The sequence below is a fragment of the Pedobacter aquatilis genome (assembly GCF_032678425.1).
Lineage (GTDB): Bacteria > Bacteroidota > Bacteroidia > Sphingobacteriales > Sphingobacteriaceae > Pedobacter > Pedobacter aquatilis_B.
This window is the reverse complement of record NZ_JAVTSG010000001.1, coordinates 589,996-610,317: the sequence shown is the minus strand read 5'-3', so window position 1 is coordinate 610,317 and position 20,322 is coordinate 589,996. Positions and strand designations below refer to the sequence as shown.

Annotated in this window: 15 protein-coding genes; 7 read left to right on the top strand and 8 right to left on the bottom strand. The window is 36.9% G+C overall.

What is annotated here, in order from left to right; translation table 11 throughout:
• Window positions 1-36: 36 nt before the first annotated feature.
• Entirely contained in the window at window positions 37-564 is a 528-nt protein-coding gene (locus tag R2Q16_RS02440) for a hypothetical protein (RefSeq protein WP_316734943.1), read from the bottom strand.
• A 542-nt stretch (window positions 565-1,106) separates the two neighbouring features.
• Here R2Q16_RS02440 and R2Q16_RS02435 point away from each other — a divergent pair.
• Genes R2Q16_RS02435 through R2Q16_RS02425 form a run of 3 tightly spaced genes read left to right on the top strand, consistent with a single transcriptional unit; the run spans window position 1,107 to window position 3,661 of the window.
• On the top strand, window positions 1,107-1,922 hold the full coding sequence (locus R2Q16_RS02435) for a hypothetical protein (protein WP_316734942.1): 816 nt from the start codon (window positions 1,107-1,109) through the stop codon (window positions 1,920-1,922).
• A 1-nt stretch (window position 1,923) separates the two neighbouring features.
• Entirely contained in the window at window positions 1,924-2,784 is an 861-nt protein-coding gene (locus R2Q16_RS02430) for a hypothetical protein (protein WP_316734941.1), read from the top strand.
• Between the two features lie 10 nt (window positions 2,785-2,794).
• Entirely contained in the window at window positions 2,795-3,661 is an 867-nt protein-coding gene (locus tag R2Q16_RS02425) for a hypothetical protein (RefSeq protein WP_316734940.1), read from the top strand.
• A gap of 136 nt (window positions 3,662-3,797) precedes the next feature.
• On the opposite strand, the gene R2Q16_RS02420 is transcribed toward R2Q16_RS02425, so the two are convergent.
• Window positions 3,798-5,666, bottom strand: a complete 1,869-nt coding sequence (locus R2Q16_RS02420; protein ID WP_316734939.1) for a TonB-dependent receptor plug domain-containing protein — start codon at window positions 5,664-5,666, stop codon at window positions 3,798-3,800.
• A gap of 63 nt (window positions 5,667-5,729) precedes the next feature.
• Between R2Q16_RS02420 and R2Q16_RS02415 the strand changes: the two genes are divergently transcribed.
• Together R2Q16_RS02415 and R2Q16_RS02410 are read left to right on the top strand one after the other, a co-directional pair.
• Complete coding sequence (locus tag R2Q16_RS02415; protein WP_316734938.1) at window positions 5,730-7,214, top strand: PLP-dependent aminotransferase family protein; 1,485 nt, start codon at window positions 5,730-5,732, stop codon at window positions 7,212-7,214.
• Between the two features lie 81 nt (window positions 7,215-7,295).
• Window positions 7,296-8,777 carry a PAS domain S-box protein gene (locus R2Q16_RS02410; RefSeq protein WP_316734937.1) on the top strand — a complete coding sequence of 494 codons (1,482 nt, stop codon included), beginning with the start codon at window positions 7,296-7,298 and terminating at the stop codon, window positions 8,775-8,777.
• A gap of 202 nt (window positions 8,778-8,979) precedes the next feature.
• Here the strand turns inward: R2Q16_RS02410 and R2Q16_RS02405 are convergent, their stop codons facing one another.
• Entirely contained in the window at window positions 8,980-11,199 is a 2,220-nt protein-coding gene (locus tag R2Q16_RS02405; RefSeq protein WP_316734936.1) for a S41 family peptidase, read from the bottom strand.
• Window positions 11,200-11,394: 195 nt separating this feature from the next.
• Between R2Q16_RS02405 and R2Q16_RS02400 the strand changes: the two genes are divergently transcribed.
• Window positions 11,395-11,925 carry a DinB family protein gene (locus R2Q16_RS02400; RefSeq protein WP_316734935.1) on the top strand — a complete coding sequence of 177 codons (531 nt, stop codon included), beginning with the start codon at window positions 11,395-11,397 and terminating at the stop codon, window positions 11,923-11,925.
• A gap of 36 nt (window positions 11,926-11,961) precedes the next feature.
• On the opposite strand, the gene R2Q16_RS02395 is transcribed toward R2Q16_RS02400, so the two are convergent.
• The 4 genes from R2Q16_RS02395 to R2Q16_RS02380 all read right to left on the bottom strand — a co-directional run bounded on the left by R2Q16_RS02395 (window position 11,962) and on the right by R2Q16_RS02380 (window position 16,616).
• A complete protein-coding gene (locus R2Q16_RS02395; protein WP_316734934.1) occupies window positions 11,962-12,342 on the bottom strand; it encodes an XRE family transcriptional regulator in 381 nt (126 codons plus the stop codon).
• Window positions 12,343-12,363: 21 nt separating this feature from the next.
• Window positions 12,364-12,657: a type II toxin-antitoxin system HigB family toxin gene (locus R2Q16_RS02390; protein WP_316734933.1), complete on the bottom strand. Its 294-nt coding sequence runs from the start codon at window positions 12,655-12,657 to the stop codon at window positions 12,364-12,366.
• Between the two features lie 222 nt (window positions 12,658-12,879).
• Entirely contained in the window at window positions 12,880-14,199 is a 1,320-nt protein-coding gene (locus R2Q16_RS02385) for a hypothetical protein (protein WP_316734932.1), read from the bottom strand.
• 17 nt (window positions 14,200-14,216) lie between these two features.
• Entirely contained in the window at window positions 14,217-16,616 is a 2,400-nt protein-coding gene (locus tag R2Q16_RS02380; protein WP_316734931.1) for a TonB-dependent receptor, read from the bottom strand.
• A gap of 81 nt (window positions 16,617-16,697) precedes the next feature.
• Between R2Q16_RS02380 and R2Q16_RS02375 the strand changes: the two genes are divergently transcribed.
• A complete protein-coding gene (locus R2Q16_RS02375) occupies window positions 16,698-17,690 on the top strand; it encodes an AraC family transcriptional regulator (RefSeq protein WP_316734930.1) in 993 nt (330 codons plus the stop codon).
• Window positions 17,691-17,697: 7 nt separating this feature from the next.
• Here R2Q16_RS02375 and R2Q16_RS02370 read toward each other — a convergent pair whose 3' ends face one another.
• On the bottom strand, window positions 17,698-20,322 hold the full coding sequence (locus R2Q16_RS02370) for a PAS domain-containing protein (RefSeq protein WP_316734929.1): 2,625 nt from the start codon (window positions 20,320-20,322) through the stop codon (window positions 17,698-17,700).

Genomic DNA, 20,322 nt, shown 5'->3' with positions numbered 1-20,322 from the left:
GTCGGATATCCTTGTCCGTTGATTTGCAAAATTACGCTATTTTTTGATTAGCGGTTTGAGGATCATGATGTCGATTAAGTCACGTTCTTCATATTGGCCAAATTTCACGTGAAGCTTAAAGAATTTTCTTTCATTAATGGATTTTACATCATAATAATTTTTCGACTGCAAACGATTTATTAAACCAGCCGTGAGGCCAAGGGCTTGCTCGGCTTCCATATTAAACTTATCTGGCAGAGACAGTATTTTCATTTTACAAAGCAATCTGCAAGCATAATCATTGGTATTCATTGCACGGTATGTAGGATCGGTATGGTAATAAAGTAAGCGTTCCCGTTTGTATGCCCGTTCGCACATATAAACTGCGATTAAATGTGTAAATCCATATAATTCAGTACTAAGTTCATTGGGCAGAACGTAATGTGACCTGATTTCAGCGATAGGTTTAGATAGTATTGAAAAGGGTAATGTACTTTTTTGAGGTAAGGTTTTGCTGATAATTTCTTCAAGCCAGTTCGAATCCATATAATCGATTTCTTGGTTAGCTCTTTTTCTTTCACTCATGGCTATTTTGGTCTAGTCGAACAAAAATATGAGCGTTAAGCCTAGTTTGGCAGAAAAAGTCACTCAACCGTATAAAATCAACCTTGAAACCTTAAATGTAGATACTGAACTAATTAAGCATTAGTCTGTTTTTGTAGAATACTTACAGATTTTCAGTTGTTTAAAAATAATAATATGGTTGAATAAAGGCCATTATTTATAATCCACTAAATATTGTAAACTGAATTGCCCATTCCCTTCTTGTATTAATATCATATATCAAACTGTGAAAACCCTTGCGGAATTTTTTACTCAAAAATTACTCATATTTCTACGATTTTATCTTACTTGTATGGTATATTTTTCGTCATTAATGTTGTAGTGTTAAAATTACAATAACTAAAATAATTGAATATTTGGCCTTTCAAGTAAATAGTAGGCGTATTTTAGTTTTAAGAGTTGTATATGCTTGGAAATGAGAATTAATTATGCTTTGATGGCTTTTGGTTTGCTTATAAAGCTTAGCTAAACCTATAAATCTAACGTTCAAGAACATCAATCCATTGAAAAAAATAATATTCACAATTTTAATCTGTAGCCTCAGCTATTTTACATACAGCCAAACTGGTATTGGAACCCGAATGCCTGTAGCAAGTGCAATTTTGGAGTTAAACTCAGCGAATAAGGGATTTAAGGGACCAAGTATTGCTTTGAAAGGTCGTTACGATCAAACGCTTACACCAGAAAGAGGCTTGATTGTATACAACAGTGCAAATGCTGGCCTAAGTCCGGATAATGTTTATGCAAACCGATACTATTTCTGGAATGGTTCTGAGTGGGTTTCCTTACCAGGATTAACAGCGGTTGAAGAATTAATTGTGCCAAGGGTTTTCTATGCAAAATCGATTGTTACGCAAACCTTTTCCTTTACGAATGAGGTTCAGGTATTGGCACTTAGTTTCGAAACTGTGGATTTAAATACATTAAACATCATCACACCGAGTGCAGGCAATACGGTATTTAGAGTTAATAAAACCGGTTTATACGAGCTTTCCTCCTTTATGAGTTACAATCCTAACGGATCAAAAGACAGAGCACTACAAAATTTAATCATTCAGAAGGGAACGAGTGCCAGTGGGCCTTGGGTAGCTGTTGCAGGTTCCCGTGGAAATTGGGGGAAAGGCTCTGTATCTGATTTTAAAACACTTATTGTACCCGTTACGGCAGTTAGGTTAAACGATGGTGAATTTCTACGGGTGATAACGGCCTGCCCATATCCAAATGATGGTTCAGCGCAAGGTTTGGGTACAATAAGTATGACAACCAATACGCCCGTGGCTAAATCATTAAACATTCGTTTGATAGACTTTACATTATAATATGAAGAAAATATTTAAACCCTTATTAGTTTATACCCTTTTACTAATAACCATTGTTTATAATCAAAACTTAAAGGCGCAAGATACCGGTATAGGCACACGAACGCCTCATGCCTCAACAATTTTAGAAGTTAACTCAAGTGTTAAAAGTGGCGGCGTTTTAGTGCCAAAAGTTAATCTTAAATCTGCAGATGATGTATTAACCATTCCAAGTCCGGCTATAGGTTTAATGGTGTACAATACAAATACTGCAGGCGTTAAACCTAACCATGTGGAAGCCGATCATCATTATTTTTGGAACGGCAACAGCTGGAAAGATATAGCCGATATTAATACCATTAAAAAATTATTATTGCCTCAGGTATTTTTTTGCCAAGAACCAGTTGAGCAAGAGCTAACAAACGCAAATTTAACCGCAATTAATAACGGGTCGGATGTACTGGTTACCTTTAATAATATTTATGTGCTTACCAATAATGGCAATAATGTAACCTTAAATAATAATCGTTTTACCATTAATAATAGCGGAGAGTATGAAATATCTGGCTACATTAATTACAATCCGCACATCAGCAACAATTCATCGTCCAACACAAATTTACTCTATAAAATCCAGCGTTCTACAAATGGTGGCGCTACTTGGGTAACAGTTGCCCAAACCACTTTGGTATGGGGTAAAGATACCGGGGGTTTTTCAAGAACACTGATTGCTCCGCCTTCAGTTATACATCTTGATAAAAATGATATCATTCAATTGGTTATTAATAAAAGCCTTGGTGGTAATCACCAATCACCAGCAACCATCAGTGTACCTGGAGGATTAAACTTTTCAAAAAATATCAGAATATTTAAGCTTGATTAAGATGGGATTTATGACAACGCGTATAAAATTCATACTGCCGATAATTTTGTTAGGCTTAATGATAATAAATGCATCAGGGCAATCAACGGGTGTGCAAACCCGAATACCTAAATCATCTGTATTATTAAATATGGATGTATCGAATTTGCCTGATGGTTCGAAAAAAGGGTTTTTAATGACCAGGGTTAGCCTTACCCGAACTAATCTGGCAGCTCCCGTAATTTCACCCGTTGCCGGTTTATGGGTATTTAACACCAACGAAACAACAGGCCTGAATGCGGTAAAAGCCAATAATGTTTACATGTGGAATGGCAGTGCCTGGGAGCCTTATTCGTCTACTTTAGAGATACAAACCAGAATCTCACCTGACGATTATTTTATGAAATCGCCAACCGACTTTTTACTAACAGGTACTGCATTATCAAATTTTAACAGCGGAAGCTTAGTGCCGGTTCCCTGGGAAACGGGCAGTGTTGCAATTTCAAACCCTACTTATGTTACCTTGAATGCCAATCAAGAATCCTTTACCATTAATACAACGGGCTTTTACGAGCTATCAGGATTTTTAAATTACAACCCAAAGATTAGTAGCAATAACGATAAAACAGCTTTACGCTTGGTATTACAAGTAAACAAATTAGGTGTTTGGACAGACAGAATCGGGATAAATTCGACTTTTGAAGAAATGGCAACCAATACCGTGCAAACCATAACCATTCCATTTGATATCATAAAGCTGGATGCAGGCGATCAATTTAGATTTATGATAAGTAAACCAAGCTCTGGCAGTAATACTAATCATGGGTCGAATGCGGGTATAACCTCTGTAATCAATGATTTAAGAAAGTCTTTTAGAATAACTTACATCAACAACTAATGATTTCAATTAAAAGCCTGTAGAGAAACAATTTCTTGCTCACGAACTTGTCGAAATACCTTTTTAAGCATTTCGACAAGGTGAATCTAGCGAGGTTTAAATGATTTACGCTGCAGCTATTTGCTGATTAAAGGATTTAAAAACTTACAAATTTCACACCTAAGCTCATCCATCTTGATGGCAATGGTATAGCTCCGATTTCGGTGTAAGTGGTATCAAATATATTCTGCGCATCTAAAAAGATGGTGAATTTCTTGATAGACTGCGTTAAGCGTACATCATTAATCCAGTAAGATGGTCCCGACATTCTTTGGTTAAAACGGGTGGCCAGTAATATCGAAAAATTTGCATATCGAAAATCTACAGTATTGGTAACCTGATGTTTTAGCGAAGAAATTAAATATTTAAAAGCCAGTTGCGAATTGATACCTGTAAACTCTGAATCGAGATAAGAGTAGCCTAAATTGATGTTGACTTTAGATTTTTCTGCGACTGCGAAATTATAGTTTGCTCTGAAGTTAAATCCGTTTGTTTGTAAATCGCCAATGTTATTGCTTTGCCAAGGTTCGGTGGTTACTGTACGAGTCCAATCGATAAACTTATCTATCGTTCTGTAGAAGTAATTCGCATTAAAATTGAAATTTCCTTTGTCGATTTTTAACCCTAATTCTGCCTGCAATGCATTTTCAGGTGTCAGGTTTTCGTTGCCAATATTTCCCGGGCGCTGGTTTAAATATAAATCGGTAAAGGATGGATTTCGCTGACTTGTACCAACATTGGTTACTAGTCTTATGCCATTAGCAATTTCATAACTTGCATCTAAACCCGGATAAATCTGCCATTTGTAATCAGAATTGTAATTTAAGTAAGTGCCGATATTTACATTTAATTTTTCCAGTAGCTGGGTTCTGTATTGTGCATAAAGGCCTAAATTATCTCTTTCACGTTCACCAATACTGGTCGAATTGATGTCGTCCTTTCTGGCTTCTGCTCCAAACCCAAACTCGCCTGAGGTAATTTTATAAGTAGTATTTAATTCTGCAGAAAAGGAGTTGCTATAATGCTTGCTTCTTGCGGCATTTAAATTTGTTGGGCCAAAATAACGGTAATCATCAAAATTGTAACGGTAGCTTAATCGAGGCATTAAAGTGAATTTATCTGAAATCTGGTGCTTAGATTGCACAGAAGCCAATGTGGTTTGAACTTGTTCATCAGAATTTTTATCACCCGGGCTGGCGTAAAATCCGTTTGCGCCGAAACCACTTTTTACGTATCCAAAGAGCGCATCAATTGTATTGGATTCATCAATTTGGAAATTACCCTGATACAGCAATTTGTTGTTTTCAAAACCAGTATTGAATCGATATCCATTTCCTTTGTCGTGCGATGCAAAAAGCGAATGCTGATGATTTTTTTTGCTTAGTACACCACCAATTTGTACGCCACCACCTACAAAGGTTTTTCCGTTGCCGTCTGTATTCTTCTCGAAATTTGAACCTGCATAAGTAGAGATTAAAACGCCTGAAGTGGTCGGTTTTTTGGTTATGATATTAATCGCACCAGTTAAGCTGTTAATCCCATAAATTCTGGCTGCGGGTCCGCGGATGATTTCTATGCGTTCAATTGCCTCGACCGGAATAGGTAAATTAAGCATATTGTGAGCGGTTTGCATATCGATAATCTTCGTTCCGTTTAATAGCAAAACGGTTTGTTCGAAACTACCTCCGTCAATGCTGATGTCTGCTTGTCCGCCAAAAGCGCCACGCTGCCTGATGTCGATTCCGTTGGCATATTGCAATATTTCCTGAATGGTTCTGCCCGGTAATTTTGCAATGGTTGTATTATCGATTACATAGATATTTCTGTTTTGCTTTGAGATTGGTGTACTGAAACGGTTTTCATTAATCACCACATCATTCATATTGATAACGCTGTCTTTTTTAGTTTGGGCAAATAAACTGCCCGATAGGATGGTTAATAGTATAGCAAAGTAAAGTTGTTTCATTTTTTTTATTTTTTGCAAAAGTAGTACCTTGCCGTACCATTAAAGTGTACCAGTTTTAATAAAATGGATAGTCCGGTTCAAATTCCTTTTAAAAGTTTTATACAGTTAAAGCCTGATAATAGCATTGCGGTTTATTTGCAAATTGTTTTTGAATTTATAAAAGCGATACAAACCGGGTTATTACCAGAGGGTACCAAACTTCCCGGTACGCGGGTACTTTGTAAACTGCTTGGTGTGAATCGGAACACTTTGATTAAAGCTTTTGATGATTTACAATTGCAGGGATTTATCAAGATTTCGCCAAATAAGGGCACGTTTATTTTATCGAACCAAAAGCAGACGAAAGCAATAAAACCTGTTCAGAATTTTCAAGCTGAATCTACCTTTAGTTTCAAGCGGTCGCTTATTTTAGAAGATCCGGTTGAGGTCAGCAATTTACCGTATCAATTTAATGATGGATTACCCGACTTGAGAATAGTTCAAACTGATGTGCTGGCTCGTTTGTATGTTTCAAAACTCAAAAGGAAAAAAAATACATTAAGTTGGAAACAGCTCCAATCAGAATCTCATTCAGATTTTAAACAACATTTTTCAAATTTTTTAAATGTGACTCGTGGTTTGAGGATTACGGCATCGAACATTCTTACCACCACCAGCCACGAAACGAGTTTGTATCTGGTTACCAAACTATTAATATCAAATGGCGATAAGGTGGTTATTGGGGCACCAGGCTATTACCGTTCTAACATGACACTGCTAGATGGTGGTGCGCAGGTAATTACCATTCCTGTAGATGAAGATGGTTTGAGTATAGTGCATCTCAAAAAAGTATGTACGGAACATGTTATCAGGGCCTTGTATTTAACGTCTAATTATCATTACCCAACTACAAATTGTTTGAGCGCAAAGCGAAGAATTGAGATTTTGGAACTTGCAAAGTTGCATGGATTTGTGGTGATAGAGGATGATTACGACTTCGATTTTCATTATGATAATAACCCGGTTTTGCCGCTGTCGGCATTTAACCAAAGCGGGAATGTAATTTATATTGGCTCATTTGCTCGAAGCTTACCCTCGGGATTTGGTTATGGTTTTATTACTGCGCCTCCGGAATTTATTGCAGAATTAGAGAAATATCAGCAAATTTTAGAAGCAGGCATTGATGTGATAAAGGAACAGGTTTTGAGTAATTGGATTGCAGATGGGGAAATTCATCGCCTTGCGAAAAAAAATAAAAAAGTATACAAAGAGCGTCGCGATGATTTTGTGAATTTGCTTAAAGCGAAATTAGAAGGGAAAATAAAATTTAAAATACCGGCTCAGGGTTTAGCGGTTTGGGTAGAATGGTTGGATGATTTTAGCTTAATTAAACTGAAACAACAGTGTGCTAAGGAAGGCCTGTTTCTACCTAAAACCATATTATACCAAACAAAAAATGTTAGGGGTATACGTTTAGGTTTTGGGCATATGAATAAAACTGAGATGGAAAATGCCGTAGAAATTTTGAGTAAATCGCTCCATGTTTTATTGCTCAACAGTTCTAGTTAAGTTATTGATAGATTTTTTTGATGCAAACAATGGCTTTAGTTTCATGTTATCATTCTATTTCGCTGCATTGTATATTGAATTATGGAAAAACCATTACACAACTTAATTTCAGAACAGCAACCTGTTGAGGCGAGCGAGCAACGCTTAAGGGCATTGGTTAATGCTACATCGGACATGATTTACAGGATGAGTGCAGATTGGCTTGTTTTGCAGGAATTAGACGGACGTGGTTTTTTGCCGAATACAAATGAGCCAAATCCTAATTGGATAAAAAAATATATCCATCCATCAGACAGAGAGAAATTAAAGCTGGCAATTAATGAAGCACTGGAAACAAAGAAAATTTTTCAGTTAGAGCATCGGGTTTTGCAGGCAGATGGAACAACAGGATGGACTTCTTCAAGGGCGGTTCCTATTGTTAATGAGCTGGGAGAAATAATAGAATGGTTTGGTACTGCCAGTGATATTACAGATCGTAAACAAGCAGAGGAGGGGTTAAGGACAGCGAAAGAACAATCAGAGCAGCAGAAAAGATTATATGAAACGATTACCTCAAATACGCCTGATTTGATGTATGTTTTTGATTTGAACTACAATTTTATTTATGCAAATGATGCCTTGTTATCCATGTGGGGCAAGAGTAGCGAAGATGCAATTGGAAAAGGCTTGCTTGAAAATGGTTACGAACCGTGGCACGCCGAAATGCATGAAAGAGAGATTGATCATATTATTGCAACAAAGGAATCAGTAAGGGGTGAAGTATCTTTCCCTCATGCAGTTTTAGGCAGACGTGTTTATGATTATATCTTGATTCCGGTGGTGAATGAGGCGGGGAAAGTAGAAGCTGTGGCCGGAACCACACGAGACATATCAGATATTAAAGAGCACGAGCAGCGTAAAAATGATTTTATCAGTATGGTCAGTCATGAGCTCAAAACACCTCTAACTTCGTTAATTGCATACTTACAACTTTTGGATAAGATAAAAGTAGCGGATAATGAAATAGGCGAAAGGGCCATATTTCAATCGCTTAAACAAACCAGAAGAATGACTAATATGATTAATGGTTTCCTGAATCTTGCCAGGTTAGAGTCTGGGAAACTATTTATCGAGAAGATAAACTTCGACATATCTAAGCTTGTAAAAGATATTGAGGAAGAAGTTTTAATTCTATATCCAAATCATACCTTCATTTTTGAACCTGTTGAATCGGTTATTGTTAATGCTGATAAAGCGAAGATTAATCAAGTGTTTATTAACTTGATTAACAATGCGGTGAAATACTCAGAACTTGGCTCTACAGTGCAGATTTCCTGTGTTAAAATTGATGATGCTGTTTTCGTTCAGGTTAAGGATGAGGGGGTGGGTATCCTTCAGGAAGAAGTACCTAAATTATTTGAACGTTTTTACCGGGTTCAGCATAATAATCTGATAGCTGGATTTGGTATTGGTTTATTCCTCTGTAAAGAAATTATCGCCGGACATGGCGGCGAAATAGGGGTAAAAAGTGTGCTTGCAAAAGGCAGTACTTTTCATTTTACCTTGCCTTTAAAATCTGAGTAATACGATGTTTTTAATCGCTAATGGTATTTAGGTGGTTTTTTGTAATATTAAGGAAGATCAATGTTATCAGCCCCACCGATTACAACATATGATGTATGGTTTTCTTAAGAAATACTCATGCATTGGAATTGAAAAGGTAAGCCAATTAATAAGTGTTTGTTAAAAAACGAGCTAATTATTATCGCAATCGGACTTACAAATCTTACCAACCTTTGTTCAAAATTGCAATTGCATAGTCTAATAATTCATCTTTTCCCGCTTTTACACCATTAATAGTTGGCTTAATGCGGTAGTCAATTTTAACACCTACTTTTTGTGTAGGTGTTCCATCAGGATAAAATATCCCAATGCCAGATATCATAGTAGATATCCCTCCTGGTAATACAATCGAAGAAACATTTCCATCGGCACCAGCGGTTTGACTGCCGATTACCTTTACATTAGGAGCACTCTGAAAAGCTAATGTTGTATATTCTGCCTGACTTTGGCTTGTTGCATTAACAATAACAACCACATTACCTTTGTAGATAGATGAATCGTAACCACCTCCGTTTTTTACCATCGTTCCAACTGTGAAAGCGCCAGGATTACCCGGATTAAAGAAAGTGAATTTCACAAATGGCGTGAAATCAGATTTTATAAAATTTCCGAATGTAAAGGGCATGAAATTCAAAGGATAACAGCGCATATCTACGATAATGCCCTTTGTGTTTTTGAATTGTTTTATGATATCTGGCATATCATCATTTCTGTATTTGCCTGGATACACGTAACCAATGTTTTCATTTAATATTTTATATCCTGTTGAGTTTAAATCATCCGTATTTTTATAAGCTGATTTGTAGTCAATGAGATAAGTCTCAATTAGTGAATTGCCTTTGCCGACTACTAATTTCATTTTCTTCTCGTTTGATCTCAACAGATAATTATTTGGCAAATCCCTTAGTTGTGTATCATAATTAGATGCCGGAGTAATTGGCAAGTATTTTTTTACTAAGTCTGTTACCTTTGTACCATTAATGTATTTTATTTCATCTCCAACTTTTAAATTTTGTTTTAAGCCTGAGCTGTCTGTATAAAAATCGGTTACTATTAATTTTTCTTCAATAAACTTAGCCTCAAAGGGCGCTGCAAATTTGCCTTTAAAATTTTCTAAAGCCTTGTTTATACCCCAAATATTAGCATGCGTATCTTGAATCCTAGCGATTAATCTTAATGTACTTAAGGTATATTCTTCCTCGTTTTGGGCTTTAAAGAATATCGGAACAAATTCTTTCAATACTTTATTCCAATCGCCGTCAATTACATCTTTATTAGGGAAAAAGTAATTAATCATAGACCAATATCTATAGAGGGAAAGCAATCGGTAGCCAGCATCTGGATATCGCATACTAGTATAAGCGTTTTCATGTTTAAACTCAGGATTACCATATGTTGCTATCCCTACCCAATAGTTGTTACCCTGACTTCTGTTCTCAAAAATAAATTTTAGCTTATTTGTTAAGGAACTGCTTAATACCTTTCCAGTAAATAAATCCCCGTAATCTGGTTTAATTTTCAAGTTTTCATTATTAAATGCACAAGTTTTGCAAATGTCTGGTGCTTTAAATTTATCCAAAAATACCTCCAGATTTTTGCTCAAGGCTATATTGTCTTTTGCCGAAATTACAGCGGGTAACAGCCTGAGAAGTTCTGCATCCCAATTGTAATTTCCATCATTGATGTTGGAGTGATGGTATTTTAAAAAGCCCCAATACTGGCCAGCTATAAATAGATTATTTATTTGCTGATCGGTTAAAGCGATTGCATTAATTCCAGAACTTTTGGAAAAACTGGTATCCAGCTCCGCTTTATAACTAATTGCTGGAACAGCTCCTGCGATTGATTTTCCATCAATAAAAAGTTCAAAATTGTCAAACCAAACTTTTCCATCCCCTTGTAACAAACCACCAAAATGTATAGCCTTAACCTCGCTGGTATACGGCATTTTAATGCTATATTGTTTCCAATCTGATGTACCCTTTATTCCTTGTTGTAACATATTATCGAAACCAAGGTTTGCACCAGCAGCTCCATCAAGCCTTAACCATAAGCCACATGCAGTTTTTACATCCTGGGTTTTTAGGTAGCCCCTAAGCTCTATGGTTTTTCCCTCGAAACTTTTTGGAATAGTATAATCAATGGCGCCATATTGCCCGTCCTTTCCGAATCTCTCAATTGATACACTATATTTTCCGCTTTGTTTAACTAAACTATCCAATTTGGTATTAAAATCTTTTGCTTGTGTTGGAGAGAAGGCTAAAGACCAACCTTGTGGATTTCTATTTTCCGGATCTAATTTTTCAAAATCACCATTAAAATTAGTTTGAGCAGAGCAACCATTAATTAAAAGAGCTAATAGTGGTAAGAGATATCTGAGCATATGGAAAGCATTTGATTTGCCAAATTATGGATTTATATCTGAAGATTACTAAAAATTACTTTTCTAAATCTTCTGATATTTAGTCCTTCGAATTGTAAACTTAAATTCTATTTAACCTACAGCTATTTTCCACATCGTATTAATGGCTATCTTTGCTGAAACGCCAGATTTTTGGAGTTTATTAAAAACAACAAAATGAAAATACTAAAACAAATTACATTGCTTTCACTGTTCGTGTTAACAGTGGGAGCTGCCAAAGCGCAAACTGCAACTGATGATGTTATTAAGGAGTGGGAGCGAGCAAAAGCCTACACTAAAGAATATTTGGATGCAATGCCTGAAGCTTCATACAGTTTAAAACCTACACCTCAAATGCGTTCTTTTGCTGATCAGTTTTTGCATTTAGCAGATGCTAACTACGCATTCGCATCTACGGCAACTGGCGAAAAAAGTCCGGTAGCGATGGGTGGTTTAGAAAAAGGAACAGACAAATCAAAAGCAACGGTTACTAAAGATGTTTTAGCGAGTTATGACTTCGTTATCGCCAGTGCGAAAAAATTAACAGCAGCACAATTAAGTGAAATGGTTAAGCTTTTCGGACGATTTGATTTGACCAAGAAACAAGCTTTAGATAAAGCCTTCGAACACCAGACACACCATAGAGGACAAGCAACTGTTTACATCAGATTGGCTGGTGCAACGCCTCCGCAAGAAAAACTATTTTAATACAGAATAAAGCCCGTTGATAAGCGGGCTTTATTGTTATATTTTTAACGCGTATTCCTGAATCAGCATGTCAGTAGGAATGTGCAATTTCGCACTAAACTGTCTTATCATCGTGAGAGAAAGCGCCCGCCGGTAATTTAAAACTTTGCTTAAGTTGCCCTTGTTACCATATTCCTTTGCTAAATCTGCAGGCTTTAGTCCGAATTCTTCCATTCTAATTTTAATCGTTTCGATAGGATCTACAATTGGTGAATCCCACTGAGCATTTTCATATTCGGAAATAAGATGTGCCAAAAGCATTTTTTCTTTATGTTCAGCACTGCCTTTTTGTACATATTTTAAATCTTCATAACGAGAAGTTGCCTGAGCATAATCTTGCTCATTCTCTAATAAAAACCATTGGGTTGCTTCATTCATAATTTTTAATTTAATTATATGCTATATGGTTAGTGCATCAACCTTGTCGTATTCTGCATGGGTGCCTATAAACCTAATTTCAACAATTCTATCTAAAAAATCTACTTCAACAATGATGCGGTATTTGTTGCCAACAATTTTAAATCTGGCTCGTTTACCGTTCAATACCTTTGCAGTTGGAAAACTTTCCAATATCTCCAATGGTGTGTTCCATTCTGCTTTTTCTACGATACCCTTAAAAACTGATATACTTTTAATAGAATCGGCATGTCTCTTACCGAAATCTTGTAACCTTTTTAAATAAATTATTCTCATTTGGAGAAATTTGTTTGTTAGAAAGCAATATTAAGTTACGATTCATTATTTAAAACTTACAGTCATTTAATCGCGATTAAAACAAACTATTGCAAATATAAGGAGTTGTTGTCTTTTGGACAACTTATTTATTTAAAAACTTTAACACAGTCTGAAATTTTTATAATACAAAAAGGGCCTGCTGAACATTCAGCAAGCCCTTTTTGTATACTTTATATTCTACTAAAACACACCGATATAGTGGTTTCCTGTTTTGTTTACCAATTTAGCACCTTTGGTTAATACACCAGTTCTGCTGTTAACGATGTAGATGTTACCATCTTTACCCACCGGAGTTACCGCAACGAAAATTTCATCGCCGTTTACCACAAATCCCTGGTATTGACCGAAACTTAAATCCGCATCATCAGGAATGGCAATTTTTGTAGCCGTTCTGTTGTTCAAGTTTACAAGCGCAAGGTAACCACCTTTATCTGCAACGTTGTAAGCCACAATTCCAACTCCGTTACCAGCATATCTCCAGGCATCAACATAAGAACCTGTAACCCCTAAAGCTGCGTCTAAACTGAATACATAGCTATTGTCGTATTCATTATTTGTACCAATTTTTAAGATGTGAGAACCTGCTGTACCATTTTGAGTAGCTTGGTAAATGTTACCGTCTTCGCCTAAGAAAGCGTTAAAACTACGGTAACCATTTGTATTTCCCTGACTAACTGTAGATGAAATAACCTTTGGGTTTTTTAATGAAGGATAATCTACAACAACTGATTTTGATGAAATTTTTACTGCACCTGTATTATCAGCAAGATTAGTAGTGGTGTTATACTTACTTCTTGATGCACCGATGATTAATTTATCTCCTGCTTTGTTTAATACCGGACCATCTAAACGACCAATGTAAAAACCTTGCGCTTCTTCAGCTGTTGCCAATGGAATTTCATATTGCTCGTAAGTTTTAATACCCGCAGCTTGTAAATTTAAAGATAATACTGTTGAAGTACCTCTTGCATAAGCGTAAGCACCGTTTGTACCTGTTGTGATTTTAACACCAGATACGTTTACTGCAATACCAGTTTGGTCGTTATCAAATAATTTAACCCATCTAGGTGATGTAGTTGCATAGCTTGAAATGTTTACCTTATCAGATAATTCTGAATAGTTTGAACCACCATTAACTTTATATTTTGAGAATTCACCTCCGTTTGCACCTGTATAAGCAATGTTAAAAAGTGTAGCGCCATCGTTTGATGATTGTAAACGAGCCGTACGTTGTGATCTTACCGGGAAACCGTTATCGTAAACGCTGAATGATTTATTCGGGTCTTTAGCATCGTTTACACTTACTGAGTAAACCATTGTACCGCCGTTACCATCACCAGGTGTTGTGCCCATTAAAGCACCAGAAAGTGTAATCCAACGGTTAGAATCGCCTAAGTTTTCTTCAGGTTGTGGGTCTCCTTCGGTTTTTGAACAACCTGCAAGCGTAACGGTTGTTGCAAATGCTCCTAACATCAGGAGTTTTAGAAATTGCTTTTTCATCTTTTATAAATTAGATTTTAAAAATTATTAATGGTGTAGTTAAATTTTAAGTAAAAGGCTCTGCCTGGTTTTTGGGCAGCAAAATTGTCATAAGCTTCTTTGTTTAAGATGTTCTTTGCATCGAAGCTTAAAACCATTCTTTGATTAGGGAAGCGATAACTTGCGCCTAAATCCTGAATAAACTGTGTTGGAGTTACGTTAAATGGGTCACGTCTGAGCTGCCAAATGGTTTCGAAAGGATGTACATAGCCAAAGTTGTAGTATACATTAACCATCGATTTTTTCTGTAAAACATCATCGAATCGATATTGTACGTTTCCGTTGGCGGTAAAGAATGGTTCATTTGGTATTTGTCTGCCGTTGTATAATGAGGCGTTATCTTGTAGCAAGGCATTAAATTTTGATAGATTTAGCACCACGTTAAGCTTGCGGTAAACATAATTTACTTCGGCTTCGAAGCCTACAGAGCGTACACCAGAAAGGTTTACGTTATTTGTAGTTTCTACATTGGTTATGTTTCTATCGTTCGATAGCAAAACAATTTTATCTTTTGTATTGCGGATAAATCCCGCACCCGAAACGGAAATACGATGGTCGTTGATTTGATAGGCGCCTGCTCTAAAACCCAAGTTAAAGTTATCGCTGATTTCAGGTCTGATTGATGGATTTGGGGTTAAGTTATCGGCCTGGTTACCAAAAATTTCAGATTCGCCAGGCATTCTTACCGCCTTTTCTGCGGATGCAATCAGCACTAAATTATTGATAATCGAATATGAAGCAGCAAAACCATATCCGGTTGTATTTCTGTTATCCGTTGTAATTCTTTCTACTCTAGTCAGCTGCCCGTTAATGGTTTGCTGTATCGGATCCATGCGGTCGATTTTTTGCTGATAATATTTAGCAAACAAATTAGTTCTTAAGCGACCGTTAAAAGTTTCTGCCTCGTAAGATAATGCCGAAACATTTTTGGTTAAATCACTTGTAGATAAATAGTTTCTTTCTAAAACGGTTCTAAGTGCGTCAGAATCTTGTCTATCCACCACATAAAACATATGGTTTAAAACAATTTTATGGTTTTGAACAATGTTATAGCTCAAGCTAGAACGTAGGGTAGCAATTTGTCTGGTGATGGTATTCATGGTTGGCAAACCTTGTTGTCCACCGTTTAAAGTTCTTAATGGCTCACCTCTAATTCCGATAACACGCTCACCATTCCAGTTGTAACGGTAGCTCACCGTATCCTGAATGTATTGCTTTCTGTCGCTGTAAACACCATTCAGGTTAAAATTTAAACCTTTTACAAATAGGTTATTCTTTTTAAAATCTAAACCTACAACGTGTGCCTGCGATTCTGTAAACCTACCCAAATAAGGACGGCTCATATATTGCCCATGTTGAACCTCATCGTAAGTATCAGAGAAGTTGTAGTTCAACATTAAATTATCGGCCCATTTAACATCCGTAAAACCCAATTCAAAACGTCCGCCGAAAGATTTGTAAGCATCGTTAAAGCGTTTTCCTCTCGTTTCAACCATTTGTCCGTTTGGCAATTCATTTCTCACAAATTGTCCCCATACTTCGTAATCGTTATCGGTGTAGCTATAAAAGCCAGAACCACGAACGGTAAGGCCAGATTTAGGATTGCGATACATTCCACTAACATCAGCTTGTTGTGTATTAAATGAACCGTAAGAAGCTGAGGCAATCAGGTTATTTTTGATGCCACCTTTTTTAAGGATTACGTTAATACCCCCACCCAAAAAATCTCCGGCCAGGTGTGCTGGTAAAACACCTTTGTAAACTTCAATACGTTCGATTAAGGCAGGCGGAATGTTATTTAAGTTGAAAGATGAACCATAAGTAGAAATTTCAATTCCATCAATAAACACACCGATTGCCCGGCCAGACATGCCGTTTAAGTTGTAGTTTGCATCAGAGCCAAGTCCTCCACTTTGACGAACCCTAACACCAACCGTTCTATTCAATAACTCATTGGTTTGTAGATTTCTTAAGGAAGCTTCTTTGGTATCGATTACATTTACTGCAAATCCAGAAGTTTCAATCTTTTTCTTTTCAGTTTTACCTTGAATATTTACTTGCCCAAGTTCTTTATCAGAAGAATTTTTAACTTTAGAATTAACTGTAACGGCAGTTGCATCAATTTTTACAGTCACTTTTTTAGGTTCTGAAACTACCGAACTGATTAGCAAACTATAAGTCCCATATGGTAATGTTCTCATTTCATATCTACCATCATCATCGGTCATGGTGCTTCTGTTTATTTCCTTAATTGAAATTGTAGCACCTGCGAGTGGTTTCCCTTGCTCATCAAATATTTTACCCGAAAGTGTTCCGGTTTGAGCTTTTAAGGCGATTGAAAGGATTAGAAAAGAGATTAGTAGTAAAGCGTGTTTCATCAATGGTGTGTAACTTTTTTGACTTGTTCTTTAGAATAGGTCTTAATAAGAATAACTTTGCTGCAAAGATAGAATCTGAACATGACGCAATCGGGAGAAGAAATAACGCTTAAAGGAGAATATAAACCTTTGCCTGACAGCGTATATTCATTTAATAAGGCCATTACGGCAAGTCACAGCATTAATGCCAGTGATAGTCGTAAAATCGAAATTAATATGGCTTATGAAGATGATACCCAGCCCGAGTCTTATCAGATGATTTTCGTGTTGAAAGGGAGTGTGAATATTCAGACAAAGGCTGCTTCAGGTGGTTTTTTACGGATTGATGCACAACAACATAATTTATGTAAGGTTGAACTTAAATCAACCAAAATGGTCATGGATAGTTCCAGAGACGAGGTTATCTGTATTAATTTGAGTAAGGATTTTTTGCTCAGGTATGTTCCTATCAACCACGCTGCTTATCATCATTTAACTAAAGTAGGTAAGGAAACGCTGGCATCATTGTCACCTGTTAATTTGCCGCTAAGTCCAGAAATTAATGCCATTGTACAACGTTTAAGCTTAGCAGATAAAGGCGATTTTCATGAACAGCTCTTGCTTGAATCAAGAGTTATAGAACTTCTTGCCCTGCAGATTTCGCAATTTGAGCAATTGCAGAATAATACGGTAGCCACACCATTAAAGCCAACCGAAATGGAGAAGATGTTTGAGGCCAGGGAAATTCTGATTCAAAATACGGGCGAACAACTTTCTTTAAAAACACTTGCCTTAAAAGTTGGTACAAATGAGTTTAACCTAAAACGTGATTTCAAAGCTGTGTTTGGAAATACCGTTTATGGTTATTTGAATGAGTATAAAATGGAACAGGCAAAATCGATGGTTATCGAAAATGATTTAACGATTGCGGAGATTTCTGAAAAAATCGGTTACAAACACGCCACTCATTTTACCAGTGCCTTTAAAAAGTACTTTGGCTTTTTACCGAACAAATTACGGTCAGGAAAATTATCGCTGCTGCTCTTTGCAGATGAGTTTATGGCGCTTTTCGAAAACTTTGGCTTGATTGGTTAAAATTTGTTTACAGGGGTAAACTAAAACCGACTGTTGTACCTGCTCCGACAACACTATCTGCCCAAATTTTTCCTCCGTGTCTCTGAATAATTTCTGCGCTTAAGTATAAACCAATTCCGAAACCAGATATGGTACTGTTCTGCTTACTTTCCACCCGGTAAAAACGGTCGAAAAGATTTGGCAGGTTTTCAGGCTTAATTCCCATGCCCTTATCGGTTACTAAAACAAGGGCATTACCATCTTCAACTTTACAAAAAACCTCAATATCTTTGTTATTTGGCGAATACTTAATGGCATTGGAAATCAGGTTGGTTATTACATTGCCAATTTTATCTCTGTCTGCTTTAACTACAACATCTTCTGTTGTGCTAAGCTTAATGTGATAGCTGGAAGAGGTCATTTGCAGATCTGAAATGATTTCTCCAATCAATACATTTAATTCGAATCCATTTTTTTCCAAATGTATTTTACCTGATTCTAACCGAGATAAATTAAGAAAACCATTAATCATGGTGTTCATTTTCTTAACCTGTTGTCCGGCTTTCTCTAAAGCATTCGTAGTATGGTTTTCTGTGTTGCCAGAATTTATTTTTTGAAGGAGTTGTATGTATGCTGCTAAAGAGGTTAAAGGTGTTTTTAATTCATGGCTTACCATTCCAATGAAGTCGTTTTTGCGCTGCTCGTCCCTTTTTTGCTCTGTAATGTCCATGATGATACCCGTTAAAGATTTATTCTCGGTATTTATACCATCAGTTAAATTTCCAACTGTACGCACCCATCTGATTTTCTGGTCGTTAAATGTTTTGATGGTGTAAGATAAGTCGTATTCTTCCGAATTTGCGATGGCATTTTCCATGGCTTGCTCAACCATTGGCCTGAAATCATCTGTTATCTGATTTATACAATCATCGAGGGTAATTTTATCTTCGGGGTGAAAACCGAATAATTCTTTAAATCTGCTTGATGCAATCAATGTCCTCGTATCTACATCGATGCTCCAGTTTCCAAAGTTTGCTGCATCTACCGCCAGGCGAAGAATCGACTCAGACTGTTCAAGTTGTTTCCTGGATAAAATGAGGTCTTCATTAATGTTCGTGAGCATCTGGTTGGTTACAACCACCTGTCTGTTGGTAAGTGAAAGTTCCTCATTTGCAGCAGCCAATTCATCATTTAGCTGTTGTACCAGTTTTGCCGCCATTACCTGATCGGTAACATCTACCGCGGTATCGATTATTCCGGTAATTTTCCCGTCTTCAATTAATGGGGTATAGGTAAAGTTGTAATATCCGGTTTCTATGTTTCCATTGCGCTCCAGGCGAACCGGCGTATCACTACCTTTAAATGTTTTACCTGTTGTGTACACTTCGTGAAGCAGTTCATAGGCGGGTTGCCCCAATAATTCCGGTACGGCCTCAAGTAAAGGTTTTCCGGCAATGTCAGCCGGTTTGTCTAAAAGTCGCAGCATCTTCGGATTCACCGCATCTATAACAAAATCATTTCCCCTAAAAACAATGATGGCCACAGCAGCCTGTTCCACAAGTGTTCTTATTTTTCTTTCACTTTCTTCTACAATGGTTTTTGCTTTAACCTGGTCGGTTATGTCGTGCAAAACCATCATCATTGTATCTATTTCGCCTTCATTTTTTAAAGGGTGGCAAACTAAATCGTAAAAGCCTTTGACCAATTTACCATCTTGCTCAAATAGCAGTTTTACCTGGTTAATATGGCTTGTTTTTCCTGCGATGAATATTTCCTGAAGTAAATCGGGGATTTTCTGATTTTTAAGTTCCGGGATGGCGATTGCTAATGGCTTGCCGATAATTGATTTTTCTTTACCCACTAAATCCAGCATTCTGGCATTAGCCGTTTCGAGAATCATCTCCTTGCCGCTTAATAAAGCAATGGCAACGGGAGCGTCATTCAATAATGAAATTGCTTTTTTTTCATTGGTGATTAACCGTACATTTTCACCTCGAAGGCCGACATTTGAATCGCCCAGTTGTTGGTTCTCTGTAACGAGATCAGCTTTTGTCGAAGTAAGTGCTTCATTTGAATCTGATAGGTCTTTATTTGCAGAGTTAATGTAGTCGTTTAGTCGGTTCAGCTCCTCATTAGTGGCCTGGTATTCTTCATTTAGTGCAGAAAGTTCTTCATTGGTTGCCTGGTATTCCTCATTAATGGCTATTAAATCATGAGTCAGTTCCTGCTCACGAATGGATTTTTCTTCCACAAGTTTTTCGGCCATCATTCTTTCACTTACTTCAATCGCAGTATGCAATATGCAGTAAGTTTTGCCCTTTTCATCCAATATTGCCCTGTACTCAAAATCAAAATAGAATAACTGGAGTTTATCATCCACCCGTAACTCGGCAGGCATATTTTTATGTACGATAGTACTTCCGGTTTCCCAGGCCTCTCTGAGCATGGCGCCGAAGGGCTGGCCTTTTAATTCTGGTACAGCTTCTTCTAAAGGTAAACCGATAACACTCTTATCTTTTCCCCAGAAATCCAACATTGCCTGATTTGCAAATTCGATCACAGTTGAGGCTCCGGTATAAATTGCCGTTGCATTTTTGGATAGAAATAAAATATCTTGGATACTTTCTAATGAGAAACGGTTATCAGTTGACAT

Excerpts from the sequence above, each read along its gene's own strand:
- R2Q16_RS02440 (WP_316734943.1), bottom strand. The coding sequence starts at position 564 with ATGAGTGAAAGAAAAAGAGCTAACCAAGAAATCGATTATATGGATTCG.
- R2Q16_RS02430 (WP_316734941.1), top strand. The coding sequence starts at position 1,924 with ATGAAGAAAATATTTAAACCCTTATTAGTTTATACCCTTTTACTAATA.
- R2Q16_RS02425 (WP_316734940.1), top strand. The coding sequence starts at position 2,795 with ATGACAACGCGTATAAAATTCATACTGCCGATAATTTTGTTAGGCTTA.
- R2Q16_RS02420 (WP_316734939.1), bottom strand. The coding sequence starts at position 5,666 with ATGAAACAACTTTACTTTGCTATACTATTAACCATCCTATCGGGCAGT.
- R2Q16_RS02415 (WP_316734938.1), top strand. The coding sequence starts at position 5,730 with ATGGATAGTCCGGTTCAAATTCCTTTTAAAAGTTTTATACAGTTAAAG.
- R2Q16_RS02410 (WP_316734937.1), top strand. The coding sequence starts at position 7,296 with ATGGAAAAACCATTACACAACTTAATTTCAGAACAGCAACCTGTTGAG.
- R2Q16_RS02405 (WP_316734936.1), bottom strand. The coding sequence starts at position 11,199 with ATGCTCAGATATCTCTTACCACTATTAGCTCTTTTAATTAATGGTTGC.
- R2Q16_RS02400 (WP_316734935.1), top strand. The coding sequence starts at position 11,395 with ATGAAAATACTAAAACAAATTACATTGCTTTCACTGTTCGTGTTAACA.
- R2Q16_RS02395 (WP_316734934.1), bottom strand. The coding sequence starts at position 12,342 with ATGAATGAAGCAACCCAATGGTTTTTATTAGAGAATGAGCAAGATTAT.
- R2Q16_RS02390 (WP_316734933.1), bottom strand. The coding sequence starts at position 12,657 with ATGAGAATAATTTATTTAAAAAGGTTACAAGATTTCGGTAAGAGACAT.
- R2Q16_RS02385 (WP_316734932.1), bottom strand. The coding sequence starts at position 14,199 with ATGAAAAAGCAATTTCTAAAACTCCTGATGTTAGGAGCATTTGCAACA.
- R2Q16_RS02380 (WP_316734931.1), bottom strand. The coding sequence starts at position 16,616 with ATGAAACACGCTTTACTACTAATCTCTTTTCTAATCCTTTCAATCGCC.
- R2Q16_RS02375 (WP_316734930.1), top strand. The coding sequence starts at position 16,698 with ATGACGCAATCGGGAGAAGAAATAACGCTTAAAGGAGAATATAAACCT.
- R2Q16_RS02370 (WP_316734929.1), bottom strand. The coding sequence starts at position 20,322 with ATGTCAACTGATAACCGTTTCTCATTAGAAAGTATCCAAGATATTTTA.